A 15,280-nucleotide genomic window follows, 5' to 3' on the forward strand; every position below is an offset into this window, starting at 1 on the left:
TGTCTGCATCCACCTATCCATAGATACTAAATCAAAAGATTTGTGTCTGCAAAGACTGTGCCTGTCAATACCGTATCTACAAATACAACTTAATTCATAAGACTATTCACCTCAATGCGTAACCTTAGACTTATCAGGCACCTACTGATGAAGACGATAGTCTGCTGCTCCCTAAAAATATTAAGTAAAAAAAATGCCTCGCCGAATATTTCTTTAACATTCGGCGAGGCATTTATAAAAACAATACTCGACTACCGCTAACCCATCACCACTCACCACTCACATAATTTCAAGCTAAGATCTTTCTGGCTTAGCCAGGCCGAGGAGTAACGCCAACCTGTACGTGGCTGAATAAGATTTAAAATAATAACACAATAGATAAGCTAAAAATCTCTCTGAAAAAGTCAACTCTTTTTCTAAAAACAACTTTAGCGCTTTTATTGGTGGGAAATAGCCTTTAGCTAAAATTATAATAAAACTTCTCTTCGAATTCTTTTTCATTTTATTCAACTGTCCTCCCATCACTCGTCTTCGTTTTTTAAGAATATCCTTTACATTTGAGCGTGCTGGATGGTTAACAATAACCTCCTGGGCGTATTCAACAGGAATCCCTTTTTCGCTCGCACGCACTCCCCATTCATTGTCACCACCAGACATAAGGTTATCGTTAAAAAATCCAACTATTTCAAAATTTTTCGACCAAGTTACCATATTCGCAGTCACCGCTCCTCCCCGCTGAGCATAGCGTTCTTGATCAAATCCAAAGGCCTTTTCATAAATTTCAACAAGCGTCAGTTTTTCAGATTTGAAGAAAAGCTCTACTTTACCAGCAACGCGTTCTGCACCTTTATCGAGTCGATTAATAGCTGTCTCCAGCCAATAAGAATCTGGGATACAATCAGAATCAGTAAACGCAACTATTTCACCTCGAGAAATCTTTAATGCGGCATTTCTTGCTGCATATGAACCTGGTTTCGCTTCTTTGATCATGGTGAAATTTTTGGGTAAGTAAAAGTCCGCTGGCGGAGAATCATCAGAGGCATTATTGACAATAATGACTTCAAAATTGTCTTGAGCAAGCGACTGGTTCTCTAATGCAACAACACACTTTTTTAGACGTGACCAGTCATAATAAGTCGGTACAATCACAGAAACCCTTGGAAAACCAACTCGAGCACCACCATTTGCATCGTCACTTACCTGCCTGCTCTTTATCCCTTTTTCATAAAATGACATGTCGCATCCCCATAAAATCATTGAGAAGCTAGCTTTATTCTCTATTCAAACTACGTACTCACCTTGTAGTTACAGTCATTCAGGCATGGCTGGTTACTTCGAGGCGACAGCTGTTACGCAGATGAGAGGTGACGCGTTCACACTCTCTGCCATCGTTCATAGCGGCATGGCGAGCTACAAAAGTTGCTAAGCGCTGGTGATGGACCTCTTTAGTCAAGGAGTCCCAGGCTTCAGGTAAATACTCCCAAGATTCGATTACCGGACCTGGCGCGTCAGCAAGATAATCTCCATAAACCCCTACATCGAGGTTGAGATAATCATCCAGGTCAGGTGCCATTAAAATGATGGGACGATTCAAACAAGCATAGTCGAACATCAAACTCGAGTAGTCAGTGATAAGTACATCCACTGCCGGAAATAAAGCATTTACATCTGGAAATATACTGACAGGCGCTTCACGAATACTCGCATTTCCCTCCATTAACGCTTGTACACCGCTCATTTTCAACGAGGTGTGCCCGCGGATGAGCAATAGCACTCGATGCTTTTCAAGCCATGGCAGTAATGCTTCTAGGCGTTCTCCTTGGGACACATCAAGCCCCCCCTTGCCTTGCATTCTAAGGGTCGGTGCATATAGCACTATCTTGTCGTACGCTACTATATCGATGCCAGCCCTTTGCAATAATGTTGACGCATTTTCTTGGAAAGCATTCCAACGAGGATAGCCAAGGGCAGTGACACGATCACTTGGTAAACCGAAGGCAGAGATCATTCGCTCTCGGCCGACGTCGGAAGCCACTAATACTTGCTGAGGCCGGCGCTGCCCAGGTAGTACCCTGCGCAGGTAACGATCAAACACGCTGGTAAAAACGCCAAGCCGGGAAGAGCGAGCATCCTGAACCAAACGCTTAAGAGGGGTTCCATGGGTTAGGTTGATTAGCTGCCCCCCAAATGACGCATGGGGATTAACATCTTCTGCCGAATGAGTGACGAGAAAAAGCCGCGCACGCAGCGACAACAGGATTCCTTTGACTGAGTAAGCAAGATAGGATTCTCCGCCCTCTTCACGAACTCGCTTAACAACCTCTTGATCATGCGCAAGCCAAACCGCTCTCAAGCTAGGCTCGTGATCACGTACATGGCGGTACAAATAGCTTGTGTTGTCAGCGAACTGTCGACCATGCCAAGCACCAAATATCCATAAACGATCATTGCGAGGAAAGCATCCGCCGATCAGGCACAGCGGTAACCATGCCAGCTGTTTTGCTAAACGAAGTGTGTAAGAGGACATTGTGATTTCCTTGGCACTATCGCCATCAATCAAAGGAACATTAGCCGAAGTCTTTTCTTAACGTATCGAGCACGTCAAAGGCATTCATTAATTCATCACGTGAAACGCTATAGAAAGGATTAAGTGAACGTTTCAATTGAGTCGTAGAGACGCCATCGGTACGTGGCAGATATATCACTTCACAGTGGGGTGAAAGAAAGTCAAAGTGGCCTTTCCAATCATCACCAATGGCAAAAGTGTCAACTGAATAGCGCATGATATCCTGAAGCTTTTGTTCCCAGTCGGTCTCGGGAATCACTTGGTCGACATAGCGCAAGGAGCGTACAATCTCAGCACGGTGCTCAAATGGAATCAACGTGCGCTTGCCTTTGAGCGTGTTAAACTCATCCGTTGAGATTCCCACTACCAAACGATCCCCCATTTCAGCCAAACGTCTTAGCAAATTCAGATGGCCAATATGGAACATGTCAAAGGTGCCATAAGTAATTACTGTCTTGGTCATGAGTGCTGCCCCCTTTGCTTGCAAAGATTATTTAATACGGCGACGTAACTGATTGTAATAAGGTTGGGGCACTAGTAATGAGATAGCATGCAGCCATAAACGCATGTTCATCCCTCCCAATCTTAATGCTTCTAAATCCAAGCGCACTGATTGGCCAAGCAGCTTCTTCTCAACGGCCCAAGAAAGAACTTTGCGATTTATTGCCAAACGCAATTGTCGCCGCTCACTACGCTTTAATGTAGATTCATACTGTTTAAAAAGATCAACACCAGGATGTAAACCAACAAGGTTGCGTTTATCACGCGTGATATCGCTGTTTTCAAGCAGCCATAAAGTAGTCACATTGGCGTTGTAGTGAATCGTTTTTAATTCGCAAAGCACTTTCAACCAGAAATATACATCGCCACCTCGGCGATAAAGCCCAGCAGGAAACCCTCCCATAGATAAAAAACGCTGACGCGAAATACACGCACCATTCATGTGAATAAAGTCGAAAAGTGCAAAGAATTCTAAGGCCTCCAAGCGGCTCAGGCGACCACTAGCCCGTCCTTTTATTCTCGGCAGCCGCCGCCAGCCTTCCATCTTCTGGTAAGCATTGACGTATAACTCAATATCAGAACATTGACTAATTGCATTGGCAAAACATGACAAGTGGTCTGATAACATAATGTCGTCAGCGTCAAAAAAAACCAACCACTCACCGGTGGATTTATCTGCCCCTAAGTTGCGCGCAGCATATCCTCCTGAACCGGGAGAATCACGCTGGTAAAGCCTTAATAAACCGGCCTTCTCATACTGCTGCAAAATGCCAAGAGAGCCATCTGTAGAACCATCATCTACGGCAATCACCTCAAAATCTTTGAAATTTTGCCTATATATACACTCCAGGGAATCACTTAAAGTGTTCACCTTATTATAGACAGGCATGATCACCGAGAAGAAAGCCATATCAATAGGTTCTCATAATTTTATTAGGAATAGAATTAATAGGTTTTATTCAACAGACCATTAAGCCTTAGGAAATAATTTTATATTTTCAGGCTTCATTAATAGCATTATTGTTAACTAGCGCTTGCTCTCGGCCACTCGCTACCAGACCTTTTATTTCCATCGATTTAAGCATGACGGCATTAACTTTATGAACATCGTACCTATCTTTAGCAATTTCATACGAACGTCGGCCCATGGTTTGTACTAGGGCAGGACTATCAATGAACGTCTGCATGGCAACCTCAAGCGCATCGACATCTCTAACGGGTATCAAGTAGCCATTATCACCCTCAATGACAGTCTCACGGCATCCCGGCGCATCGGTAGTGATCACCGCCCGCCCCATCGCCATGGCTTCCAACACTGAGCGGGGTGTACCTTCCCGGTAATAGCTGGGAAGTACATAAACACTGCAATTCGCTATTGCCGGGCGCACGTCATTAAGCCAGCCTAAATGATCAATAGAGCCCTCCTTAATCCAGATATCCAATTCTTCCCGAGTAATCGTATCGGGATTACTATCAATGTCACCGGCCAGTTGAAATACTATCTCGGGATGCCGCTGTTTGATTCGGCGTGCAGCATCAGCATATTGACGCACGCCTTTATCGCCCAACAGGCGAGCAATCAGTAAGAAGCGCGGTGGGCCTGCGGGTATAGGAGCTACCGTAAAATGGTTCATGTCTACCCCTGATCCATTGAGAACCTGCGAAGGCACCTTCTCACGCAGTATCCCCAGCTCACGAAACAAAGCGTTATCATCAGGATTCTGGAAAAACACCTTGTCTGCTCTATTGAGTGCCGCGGCATATAACCTACGCACGACTTGATAGACCAGAGCACGCTTGCCGCTGGCCTGACTAGCAAATGCGTAACCTAGCCCGGTAACTAATGCATAGCGGCGAGGAACTCTAGCCAGCCAGGCTGCTAGTAGTCCGTAAACAACTGGCTTGATCGTGTAGCTAAGCACCATTTCTGGGCGAATCCTGCACATAAGACGATAAAGTGCGTGCAGCGTTAAAGCATCGCGCCACGGGTTTAGTCCATTTCTCTGCATCGGAAAGTCGTGAGCAACAGCCCCCCAAGCTTCAAGTTGCTGGCGAGTAGTCATGTCTTCAAGAAGCCCTGAAGCAGCCACATGGACGTCTAATCCAGCTTTGATCAAGGCTTGCACCAGTGGCCCTCGAAAATTGACCAACGAATAGCTTGTGCCCGATATCAGCAAAAAACGCTTATTCGATGTAGCAACCTTAGGCTTCATAAAAACTCCTTAACGAAACACCAAGCCACACAGGTTGAGTGCTCGTTTGCCGACATTAACTATTTTAAATAGTGAGTATTAAATGCAGGTAGTTTTAAAGACAGCTGATCTTTTAAATACAGATTATCTTTTAAATTCTGAAAGGCTTGAAAAAATGATTAAACAACTAACGCCATGACCTCTTTAAGAACTTGACATGTCTTATCAATCTCTTCTTGGGAGAGTGTCGGGTGGCACAAAAACATCAGACTGGTTTGACCAAGCTCATGTGCAACTGGCAAATTGCTTTGCGGCTGCCAGCCAGCGTTTAAAAAGGCCTTTTCGAGATATACTTCAGAGCAACTGCCTGGAAAACAGGGCACTCCTCTTAGGTTGATATCACTCAGGATACGATCGCGATCCCAGCCATTCCGTAGCTGACGCGGATCAATGAATACATAGCATTTATAAGCGGCATGCTTGGTATCTTGCGTTAGTGATCCAGAGGCCATATCTAAACAAAAATCAGGAACACGCAACCCTTTGCAATCTAACGCAGCTTGCCAGATATGTTGAGCATTCATCTGGCGAATCGCACTCCACTCAGACATCCGTTTAAGTTGAATACGACCAATGACGGCCTGCATTTCAGTCATGCGCCAATTGGTGCCAAACGTATCATGCAACCAGCGGAAACCCGGTGGATGTTCTTGCACATAGACAGCGTCCCAGCTCTTGCCATGATCTTTATAAGCCCACATTCGTTTCCAAAGCGCGGAGTCATTGGTAGTGACCATTCCCCCTTCACCACCAGTGGTCATAATTTTGTCCTGGCAGAACGACCAACACCCCACATGACCTATTCCTCCGACGCTTCGGCCTTGATAACGAGCGCCATGAGCCTGAGCGCAATCTTCGATGACATAAAGCCCGTATTGCTCTGCCAACGCCATGAGCTCCTGCATTTCGCAGGGCCATCCTGCTAGATGCACGGCAACAATAGCGCGAGTACGCGGGGTAATTTTTTCAGCGACCGTGGCGGCAGTGATATTTTGAGAGTCGCGATCAACATCAGCAAAGATTGGCACAGCCCCGACATTCGCAATGCATGATGCTGAAGCCACGAACGTTCGAGAGGTAACAATTACCTCTTCATGCTCTTTTTCGCCAATACCCAGCCCTTTTAGAGCTAAGTCTAGCGCGTTAGTCCCATTTGCTAACGCTATGGCATGCTTAGTCTCGGCAAATTGAGCAAACTCCTTTTCGAATTCAACGCACTCCTTGCCTGTCCAATAGTTCACTCTGTTGGAAAGCAGTACGTCCTGAACAGCCTGGGCCTCTTCCAGAGTAAAGGAAGGCCAAGGAGAAAATGGTCCGTTAAGCATGGTGGGGATCCATATTTAATAGATCTTTTTCATTCATTACAACTGGCTTTTCATCCACATCTCTTAAAAATATTGCTCCTTTTGGAAACTCATAATGTTTGTATACGTGTGAAAAGTTGTCTGGATTAAGATTCATCTCAAGATAGTCTAGAGGAAGATTAGCGCCTGCTTGAGCCAAAGAGGAAATAAAAGCAACAAACCTTACATTTATTTCGGTGATCATTGGATTCCCCTGCGCATCCTCTTTGAAATCTACTGTGAATATGCCATTGGCTTTCGATTGATAGTGATTAAAAAATGAACTAATCGCATCATCAGCAATATTCACAAGCTGAGTATCATTAATCATACGACCAAACGCAGTGTTGCCAGTTATTCCAGAAGGTGCAACCTTAGACATGATATACGTTACTCTCTCGGCACAAGCGGAGCGTATAATCTTGCCGTCCATATAAATAACCTTACACGCAAGATTTCTTCCCGGCAAAAACTCAGATGCGATGAATTCCTCAATGAGAGGGTTTATTTGCATCCATTCATCAAGTTCTTCTTCACTTGTAATTTTTAAAGAACCTAGCCCGCTTGAACCAATAGTACCGCGTACCCAAAAAGGATAATCAAGCGTCAAATCACGGCTTTTAAAGCCGTTTAAAAAAGTACAGTAACGGGGTATATAAGGCTTATCCATCAGTATTTCATGCAGCTTTTTCTTATCTATTATCGCTTCGGTGGGCTGGCTTGAAGAAATAAATGTTTTACAAGGCAAGCCTTCAAGGTCTTTCCGCTTCGACCATGCCACTACTTCAACTTCAGGCAATACAACTGCAAATTGAATCTGATGATGATCAATTATTTTTGATATTTCTAACCAGTAACGTTCATCATCAGCCCTTGGTACTAAATAGGTATGCTCATATGAAGATTTATCATAAAGACCAATCGCTAACGGGTTAGCATCAACACCAATAAAACAATAACTATCAGTTCCAGAATCAAGGACAGACCTGACAAAGCTGCGTGGCGTTGGCCCACCGACGCCAGTGACAAGGATATTAATTTTTTTAGCCATTTTGTCCACCTTTGTCGTTTTTCAGTTTTGATTCTTTAAAGTTTGGCATCGCTACATCACCCGAGTAACTGATACCTTCGCGGAAAAAAACTTTTTTCACTGTTAATAGTAGTATTTTTATATCCAAAAGCAGTGTCTGGTTATCTACATACCAAATGTCGTAATCAAACTTTTTTTCCCATGAGATACCATTACGACCATTTACTTGTGCCCAACCTGTCACGCCGGGGCGGGCTTCATGCCGACGAAATTGGTGGGCGCTGTAATAAGGCAAATATTCCATTAATAAAGGCCTGGGGCCGACCAAGCTCATATCTCCTTTCAGTACATTCCATAGTTCGGGTAGCTCATCCAGACTGGTAGCACGCAAACGTCGACCAAAAGGAGTCAGCCGCTCTTTTTCTGATAATTTTCGGCCTTGCTCATCATAGGCATCTCGCATAGAGCGAAACTTGATGATTTCAAATGGCTTACCGTTTAGCCCTGGACGATATTGACGAAAGAGAACTGGCGTGCCTAGTTTATAGCGAACAAGCAGTGCTATAACAACTAGCAAAGGGGATAGCAATACTAACCCTGTTACTGAAATAGCAATATCAATCTGGCGCTTTAACATGAGCCACCTACCATTAAAAACACAATACAAAGCCAGCTACAACAATTAAATACCCAAAAAAACAACCATATTAGATATCGTCTTTAATTACTGGCAGTTACCAGATGGCGTTCAGCTTGGGATGTTATTGACAGCGTTGGATTGGCTCTACCTACCGAGTAGTAGTTAAACCCTTTAGCTTCCATTCTGTGTGGCTCATAAAGATTTCGACCATCAAAGATAGTCGGTTCCGATAACTGAGCCTTGATAAGCTCAAAATCAGGCGCTCGGAAATTTTGCCACTCGGTAACGATAATTAACGCATCACTATTTTTTAACGCGGCTTCTTTGGTTCCACAAAGGGTTAAATGCTCACGACTGCCATAGATTCGCTGCGCTTCTTCCATAGCTTCTGGGTCATAGGCCTGTACCTTTGCACCTGCCGCCCATAGAGCCTCCATAAGCACTCGGCTGGGCGCATCACGCATATCGTCCGTATTGGGCTTGAAGGAAAGACCCCAAATAGCAAAGGTTTTACCCTTTAACTGTGCATTGAAGTGCTGATTTATTTTCTGGAAAAGTGTGGTTTTTTGCTCTTTATTACGGAATTCCACCGCTTTGAGCAGTTTGGCGTCAAAGTCGATACTATTTGCAGTGTGAATAAGCGCCTGTAGGTCTTTGGGAAAGCAGGAACCCCCGTAGCCTACACCAGGGTAAATAAAGTGGTAGCCAATGCGTGGATCCGAGCCGATTCCCTTACGCACGGCTTCAATATCGGCTCCCAGTAGCTCGGCTAAGTTTGCCATTTCGTTCATAAAACTAATCTTGGTTGCTAACATGCAGTTAGCGGCATACTTTGTTAACTCAGCACTTTTTACATCCATCACGATAACTTTGTCGTGATTGCGATTAAAAGGCGCATATAATTCTCGCATGACCTCTATTGTTGCATCGCAACTGCTACCAATAATAATTCGATCTGGCTTTTGGCAGTCTACGACGGCACTACCTTCCTTCAGAAACTCAGGATTAGACACCACTTCAAAGCTGATGTCGCTTCGACCACGCCTTTTCAATACTTCTTCCATCACGACACGAACTTTGTCGGCGCTACCTACTGGCACAGTGGATTTGTTAACGATAACTTGGTCGCGCTCCATGTGTTCAGCGATAGTCGTCGCCACGTTGAGTACATAGGATAGATCCGCACTTCCATCTTCATCCGGAGGAGTTCCCACGGCGACAAATTGAACCTGACCATGTTTAATCGCGGCAACCGCATCGGTAGTAAAATCGAGCCTTCCAGCAGCGTGGTTCTCTTTTACTATCGACTCCAATCCAGGTTCATAGATAGGCGTGATACCCATCTTAAGCTGTTCAACCTTATGGGCATCCACATCTACGCAAACAACGTGATGACCAACTTCAGACAAAATTGCACCTTGAACCAGGCCAACATAACCCGTTCCGAAAACTGTAACGTTCATTGGAGTTCCTGCTAGGGTTGGGTGTACTAAGGGAGAAGTAAGGAGTTCATATCACTTAATTAAGCCAGACACTTCGCTTGCAGCATCAGAGGAGGCAGTAGGTGAATATTTTTTTAATGAGTAATAGTCGCGATACCAAGCAATGAAGTTTTCAATGCCGTTAAAGATTGGTGTAGAGGGTTTATATCCCACCCTTCTTTCTAACTCACCTGAGTCGGCATACGTATCTAGCGCATCTCCTGGCTGTAGAGGCAGCATTTCTTTGATGGCTTTTTTACCTAGCGCCTTTTCAATGGCTTCGATATAAACACTGATCGTTACCGGATCATTATTACCTATGTTAAAGAGGCGAAACGGTGCATTACTGGTAGCAGGATCGGGGCTATCGCTATTCCACTCTTGAGCCGGGGTTGCGATGTCGTCACTGGCGCGAATAATGCCTTCTACAATGTCATCTACATAAGTAAAGTCGCGTGTATGGTGGCCATAATTAAAAACCTGAATAGGCTCATCAGCCAGAATGTGCTTGGTAAATTTAAAAAGCGCCATGTCTGGGCGACCCCACGGCCCATAGACAGTAAAAAATCTTAGGCCAGTCGTCGGCAGTCCAAACAGATGACTATAGCTATGAGCCATCATTTCGTTAGCTTTCTTGGTGGCCGCATAAAATTGCAACGGATGATTGGCGCCCTTGTGCTCGGAAAATGGCATTAGCGTATTGGCACCGTATACGCTGCTGGTGCTGGCGTAAGTCAGGTGCGCAACCTTAGCGTAGCGACACGCTTCTAATATATTGGTAAAGCCAATTAAGTTACTTTCCACATAACTAAGCGGATTTTCCAGTGAGTAGCGCACGCCAGCTTGGGCAGCAAGATGAATGACGCGATCAAAATGGTGCTCTTCAAAGCACGTTGCCACCGCTTGCTGATTAGCTAAGTTGGCACGAATTGAGAGATAGTTATTTCCTGTCTCAGCTGCCGTCTGTTCAAGTATTTTGAGACGCGCTTCTTTTATAGCAGGGTCGTAATAGTCATTAACGTTATCAAACCCGACAACACTATCCCCCCGCTCTAGCAGACGTTTAGCAGTGTGAAAGCCAATGAATCCAGCATGGCCGGTTACTAGAATCTTCATACAGTGACTCCATGACGAGACAACCGTGAGCAAGAGGAAGAAAGGGAGATAGATCAGTTACGCACAAGGCGCTGAATATGTTGCCAACTCACTCGCCTTAAACCGTCTAACGTTAAAGGCACTAGTGCCGCCGAGCGCACCATGGTGAGAACCGGTCTCGGAAGCTTGTTCAAACATAGGGTTCGAGGTAGCCCGGTATAGGGGAACCAGCGCTCATGATAGGAGCCTTGATGAGCCGAAATTGGCAAATCTCCCTTGAAACGTGATGGCACGTCATACCAAGCATAATTGCCCTTCAGACTTTCTATCTCGTCGGTGCCAGGCTGAAGAAATTCGAAATCGATAATTTTAAGGCCTTGGCAAGGGTCATAAATCAGGTCTTGCGGATTAAGGTCAATGCACTCGTAGCCAAGACGTCGATAATGCAAGATAACCGCTCTGACACGCTCAATTGTCCAGAGAGGTAGTAACCCATGTGGTGAGAACGGTGCACGGGGAGAAAGGATACGCTCCATACGATTTGAATAGCGCTCAAACACTAGGTAATGAGGCCCCACTTCTAACAATCGCGATACTTCAGGTAATGAAGCGCCTAGCTCACGGGCTTTTACTTCACGCTCTAAATACCGCTCACGCCCCGGGCGAAAGGTTTTGCAAATTGCTTCCGTGCCGTGAAAATCCACCAGCTCTACTTTGGCTCGACATACCTGCTTACTCACGTCGGCTAGCACTGGATAAGGGGTGCGAAACTCCATGTTATAGCGCTGCGCTATCGTACGTATTTTACCGATTTGCTGTGGAACTATTTTCTTTAGGTATTCAAGTGCCTGAGTGGTGCTACAAGACAAATACAGTGGACTGACGTGTTCTTGACCACTGCGCCCATCGTTGACCTTTTGAGTTAGCACTGTTTCTACAGTAAGCAGCCGTACATTATCGGTTCGTCCTGGTGTCTCCCTTGAAGAAGGTTGCTCCATCACAGGATGCACATCGTGCACCACCAAAAAATAAGCTGGCAGACCGCTATTACCAGGCCAATCCACAGGCTCCTGTTCACTACTATCAATCCACTTTGCCAACGTTTGCCGCTGATCTTCATGAATTGCTAGTTCGCACAAAATAGTGAAACCGTAGCGATCAAGCAGGCTACGTAAGACATCTAAATATGCCAGCCCACGCTCCCTAATTAGAAAAACGGCAACGCCAGTTAACCACTCATTTTCCTCAATATTATGTTGTTTATTCATCGCAGCCTTTCTCCTTTAAAACTAAAGGGAGTGTTGTAAAAAGCTAACAAGAGGCTTTATAAAGCCTCTTATAAAAATCATTAAAAAATAATTTAAAATGAAAAAACCACTAAAGAGAGAAAACAATAAATAATTCAGGAAGAGACCAAAACACCTTAGACAGAGTGGTTTTATTAAAAAATAATTTTATATACTAATTGGCAAAGTAGTTATCGAATATTTCGAGGGCTGTTTCTTGGCTAAATAAACCTAAGGTCACTGTAGGCCAAAGGGCAACGTCTTCACGCCGAATAAAACGCTCCACCCGAATAGTAGCCCGCGGCGCTCCTAACGCACTGATCACCGCGTAGCGATGCTGGCCACCATGTACAACCCAGCGCCAGCGCCCATCTGAGTGCGTCAAAACGTTCGCCCGGATATCTCCATCAGTGCCGTCATGGCGACAAATCCCCTGCCGGCGAATCGATTCAAGTACCCGAGCCAAGCGCTCAACCTCAACTTCAAGCTTATCTTCGCTGACGGGTCCACAGAACTTCCAACCCGCATTAATGCCCAGGCGTTTGCCTAATATTCGGGTATTTTCACGTAATTCAGTTCGCTGGCGTTTGACACTCTTTTCTGCTGCATTATGGGAGTCCCATGGCGAGTAAGCCTGCCACGGAGGTACATCGACTAGCTCACCCGCTTGACCAGAAGAAACTCCCAGAAATTCGGCAGCATTGGCTGGCTGCCAGTCAGCATAGAAAACACGGAGCGCTTCACGGAGCAAGTCGCGCTCCCTGCCAGGATTATCAAATGCTTCCTGTATCACATCATTCAGAAAGCGCCGATGACCACTGAGATTGAACAAGCCAAACCCCCACTCCATAGGCGCGTCAAGGAGCAGCTCTCTGCCAGGATAAAGATAATTTAACTCAAGTGGATTGCTCAGATGCCCACGAGCATCCACTGGCCGAACATGTTTCATCGACTGAATGTGTAATCCCGCACGCTCGGCCTTTCGGAGCATCCACACTTTGATAGACAATGAGTCGATCAGCATTTTAGCTTTCCTTGGTGGCGGGATTAAGTGCTTGGTTAAGAACTGGATCGAGTCGGTTCATAGACGTTAAGAATGGATTCGTAGTTAAGCGTTGGCCCTGTGGCTCAAAGGGCGATGCCTGACGCGCTGCCCATACTAGGTCCGCTATGTCGCCTAAGGGGTGATAATCTAATGGGGCCGACTGTAAAAGTTGACGGATACGCAAATGGTCGGTCTCGATAAAAGCCTGTTCCAATTCTTTTAAAAAGGTTTCAAGCCTTGGCCATTCCCAGAAGCGCTCTTTTGAAGTCATTATCCGATCGTGACGAGTCCGCCTGACGTCATCGCCGATTAACAGCTCTTCGTATAACTTTTCTCCTGGGCGCAAACCGGAATAAACAATCTCAATATCACCTTCAGGGTGTTCGGCATCTCTCACTTCAAGCCCTGAAAGCCTAACCATATTCATTGCCAAATCCAGAATACGAACCGGTTCACCCATGTCGAGAACAAATACCTCGCCACCTTCGCCCATGGCGCCAGCCTGAATAACTAGCTGGGCGGCTTCGGGAATTGTCATGAAATAACGGGTGATTTCCGGGTGGGTAACTTTGATAGGGCCGCCCTGCTCAATCTGTTTGCGAAACAACGGCACAACAGAGCCACTTGATCCCAACACATTTCCAAAACGCACCATGCAAAAACGTGTATTTGACTGCGCATGAGCGAAAGCTTGGCAAATAAGTTCGGTCAATCGCTTGGAAGCCCCCATCGCATTGGTGGGGCGAACTGCCTTATCGGTGGAAATAACCACGAAGGTTTCGACACCGGCTGTCATTGCCGCCTGAGCCAGGTTTAAGGTGCCAAAGACGTTGTTACTGACCCCTTGGACAAGATTAAACTCAACCATCGGCACATGCTTGTAAGCGGCTGCATGGTAAACGGTATGCACCTGAAAGCTCTCAAATACTGCTTTGAGGCTACCCGCATGCTGAACCGAAATAAGCAGTGGTTTTAGTTCACAGCGTGAATGGGTCGTTTCAACTACCTGTCTTAACTCCTGCTCAATGGCGTATAGGGCAAATTCGCAGTTGTCGACCAGTAACAGGCGTATGGGATTCTGAGCAAGGATCTGACGGCATAGCTCACTACCAATTGACCCCCCAGCGCCGGTGACCATAACCGCCTTATCGCGAATATTGGCCTGCAGCAACTCAGGGAAGGCAGGCACGGCCTCTCTACCCAACAGATCTTCTAGCGCCACGTCATGAAGCTCGCTAATTTTTGCTCTCCCAGCAATCACGTCGGCGCTACCAGGAATTGTTTTTAGAGGAACAGACAGGCCCGAAAGCCAGTGTAATATCTCACGGCGTCGCCAACGCGGAGCGCTAGGAATTGCCAGCAGAACCATGGCAGCCTGATACTCTTGCACCAAGGCGGCTAACGCAACCGGTTGGTGTACCCTCAGCCCTTCGACCATGGCACCTTCTAGCCCACGCCAATCATCTACGAAAGCCACCGGCTCATACTCACCACCATGGCGAAGTGCATCAACCAATTCGCAGCCAGCAGCTCCTGCCCCATAGATCACTACTGGCTTGCGTTGACGACGCTGGCTATAGCGATACAGTTCACGGATAAAAAAACGCAGGCTACCAATACCTAATAATAAGAGGAGCGTATAAATGACGATGACGGATAGCCCGACAGAGTGTTCAACCATATAACTGACTGGTACCACTAATAGCGCTGACGTCACGACGACCATAGCGACGGTCGGCACAGTGACATGGCTCATATAACGAATCACTATTCGATATAGCCCGAGCCAATGGAAAAGCAACAGACTTGTTGGCACTAACAGGCCAATAGTCATCCACAGGGAGCCATCTCTTAGTGGCTGCAAATTTTCCAAGTGAATCACCGTTGCCAGCTGTAAACTACCCGCTACAATCACACCATCCAGCAAGACAAGTACTCTGCGTTTTATCCATCGGGGTGTCACCGACAACGATTTCATTAAGCTATCCATGATTCCCCCGTTATTATTCCTTGCTGGCGGTACGTGCTAGTTATCTGGCCA

General features: G+C 46.0%; 13 protein-coding genes. All 13 read right to left on the bottom strand.

The features are described from left to right. Positions 1-294: 294 nt before the first annotated feature. Complete coding sequence (locus tag ACN06F_RS09860) at positions 295-1,236, bottom strand: glycosyltransferase (protein WP_433923819.1); 942 nt, start codon at positions 1,234-1,236, stop codon at positions 295-297. Positions 1,237-1,315: 79 nt separating this feature from the next. Next, positions 1,316-2,527, bottom strand: a complete 1,212-nt coding sequence (locus tag ACN06F_RS09865) for a CDP-glycerol glycerophosphotransferase family protein (RefSeq protein ID WP_433923820.1) — start codon at positions 2,525-2,527, stop codon at positions 1,316-1,318. A gap of 40 nt (positions 2,528-2,567) precedes the next feature. Next, positions 2,568-3,029: a glycerol-3-phosphate cytidylyltransferase gene (tagD, locus tag ACN06F_RS09870; protein WP_038484831.1), complete on the bottom strand. Its 462-nt coding sequence runs from the start codon at positions 3,027-3,029 to the stop codon at positions 2,568-2,570. A gap of 27 nt (positions 3,030-3,056) precedes the next feature. Further along, positions 3,057-3,977, bottom strand: a complete 921-nt coding sequence (locus ACN06F_RS09875; protein WP_433923821.1) for a glycosyltransferase family A protein — start codon at positions 3,975-3,977, stop codon at positions 3,057-3,059. Positions 3,978-4,065: 88 nt separating this feature from the next. After that, on the bottom strand, positions 4,066-5,280 hold the full coding sequence (locus ACN06F_RS09880) for a glycosyltransferase family 4 protein (RefSeq protein WP_433923822.1): 1,215 nt from the start codon (positions 5,278-5,280) through the stop codon (positions 4,066-4,068). Positions 5,281-5,438: 158 nt separating this feature from the next. Continuing rightward, positions 5,439-6,644 carry a DegT/DnrJ/EryC1/StrS family aminotransferase gene (locus ACN06F_RS09885; protein WP_433923823.1) on the bottom strand — a complete coding sequence of 402 codons (1,206 nt, stop codon included), beginning with the start codon at positions 6,642-6,644 and terminating at the stop codon, positions 5,439-5,441. Then, complete coding sequence (locus ACN06F_RS09890) at positions 6,637-7,713, bottom strand: hypothetical protein (RefSeq protein WP_433923824.1); 1,077 nt, start codon at positions 7,711-7,713, stop codon at positions 6,637-6,639. The genes ACN06F_RS09885 and ACN06F_RS09890 overlap by 8 nt, the downstream gene beginning before the upstream one ends. Continuing rightward, positions 7,706-8,329, bottom strand: a complete 624-nt coding sequence (locus ACN06F_RS09895; protein WP_433923825.1) for a sugar transferase — start codon at positions 8,327-8,329, stop codon at positions 7,706-7,708. The genes ACN06F_RS09890 and ACN06F_RS09895 overlap by 8 nt, the downstream gene beginning before the upstream one ends. Before the next feature lie 83 nt (positions 8,330-8,412). Then, positions 8,413-9,795, bottom strand: a complete 1,383-nt coding sequence (locus ACN06F_RS09900; RefSeq protein ID WP_433923826.1) for a UDP-glucose dehydrogenase family protein — start codon at positions 9,793-9,795, stop codon at positions 8,413-8,415. A gap of 51 nt (positions 9,796-9,846) precedes the next feature. After that, positions 9,847-10,929, bottom strand: coding sequence for an NAD-dependent epimerase (locus ACN06F_RS09905; protein WP_433923827.1), 1,083 nt, complete (start codon positions 10,927-10,929; stop codon positions 9,847-9,849). 53 nt (positions 10,930-10,982) lie between these two features. Next, positions 10,983-12,176: a hypothetical protein gene (locus ACN06F_RS09910; protein WP_095603034.1), complete on the bottom strand. Its 1,194-nt coding sequence runs from the start codon at positions 12,174-12,176 to the stop codon at positions 10,983-10,985. A gap of 193 nt (positions 12,177-12,369) precedes the next feature. Next, positions 12,370-13,218: a hypothetical protein gene (locus tag ACN06F_RS09915; protein WP_433923828.1), complete on the bottom strand. Its 849-nt coding sequence runs from the start codon at positions 13,216-13,218 to the stop codon at positions 12,370-12,372. A gap of 1 nt (position 13,219) precedes the next feature. Then, on the bottom strand, positions 13,220-15,229 hold the full coding sequence (locus ACN06F_RS09920) for a polysaccharide biosynthesis protein (RefSeq protein WP_095603036.1): 2,010 nt from the start codon (positions 15,227-15,229) through the stop codon (positions 13,220-13,222). Between the last annotated feature and the right edge of the window lie 51 nt (positions 15,230-15,280).

Origin of the sequence: Vreelandella sp. 21 (genome assembly GCF_050995515.1) — a bacterium.
GTDB lineage: Bacteria > Pseudomonadota > Gammaproteobacteria > Pseudomonadales > Halomonadaceae > Vreelandella > Vreelandella alkaliphila.

Excerpts from the sequence above, each read along its gene's own strand:
- ACN06F_RS09860 (WP_433923819.1), bottom strand. The coding sequence starts at position 1,236 with ATGTCATTTTATGAAAAAGGGATAAAGAGCAGGCAGGTAAGTGACGAT.
- ACN06F_RS09865 (WP_433923820.1), bottom strand. The coding sequence starts at position 2,527 with ATGTCCTCTTACACACTTCGTTTAGCAAAACAGCTGGCATGGTTACCG.
- tagD (WP_038484831.1), bottom strand. The coding sequence starts at position 3,029 with ATGACCAAGACAGTAATTACTTATGGCACCTTTGACATGTTCCATATT.
- ACN06F_RS09875 (WP_433923821.1), bottom strand. The coding sequence starts at position 3,977 with ATGGCTTTCTTCTCGGTGATCATGCCTGTCTATAATAAGGTGAACACT.
- ACN06F_RS09880 (WP_433923822.1), bottom strand. The coding sequence starts at position 5,280 with ATGAAGCCTAAGGTTGCTACATCGAATAAGCGTTTTTTGCTGATATCG.
- ACN06F_RS09885 (WP_433923823.1), bottom strand. The coding sequence starts at position 6,644 with ATGCTTAACGGACCATTTTCTCCTTGGCCTTCCTTTACTCTGGAAGAG.
- ACN06F_RS09890 (WP_433923824.1), bottom strand. The coding sequence starts at position 7,713 with ATGGCTAAAAAAATTAATATCCTTGTCACTGGCGTCGGTGGGCCAACG.
- ACN06F_RS09895 (WP_433923825.1), bottom strand. The coding sequence starts at position 8,329 with ATGTTAAAGCGCCAGATTGATATTGCTATTTCAGTAACAGGGTTAGTA.
- ACN06F_RS09900 (WP_433923826.1), bottom strand. The coding sequence starts at position 9,795 with ATGAACGTTACAGTTTTCGGAACGGGTTATGTTGGCCTGGTTCAAGGT.
- ACN06F_RS09905 (WP_433923827.1), bottom strand. The coding sequence starts at position 10,929 with ATGAAGATTCTAGTAACCGGCCATGCTGGATTCATTGGCTTTCACACT.
- ACN06F_RS09910 (WP_095603034.1), bottom strand. The coding sequence starts at position 12,176 with ATGAATAAACAACATAATATTGAGGAAAATGAGTGGTTAACTGGCGTT.
- ACN06F_RS09915 (WP_433923828.1), bottom strand. The coding sequence starts at position 13,218 with ATGCTGATCGACTCATTGTCTATCAAAGTGTGGATGCTCCGAAAGGCC.
- ACN06F_RS09920 (WP_095603036.1), bottom strand. The coding sequence starts at position 15,229 with ATGGATAGCTTAATGAAATCGTTGTCGGTGACACCCCGATGGATAAAA.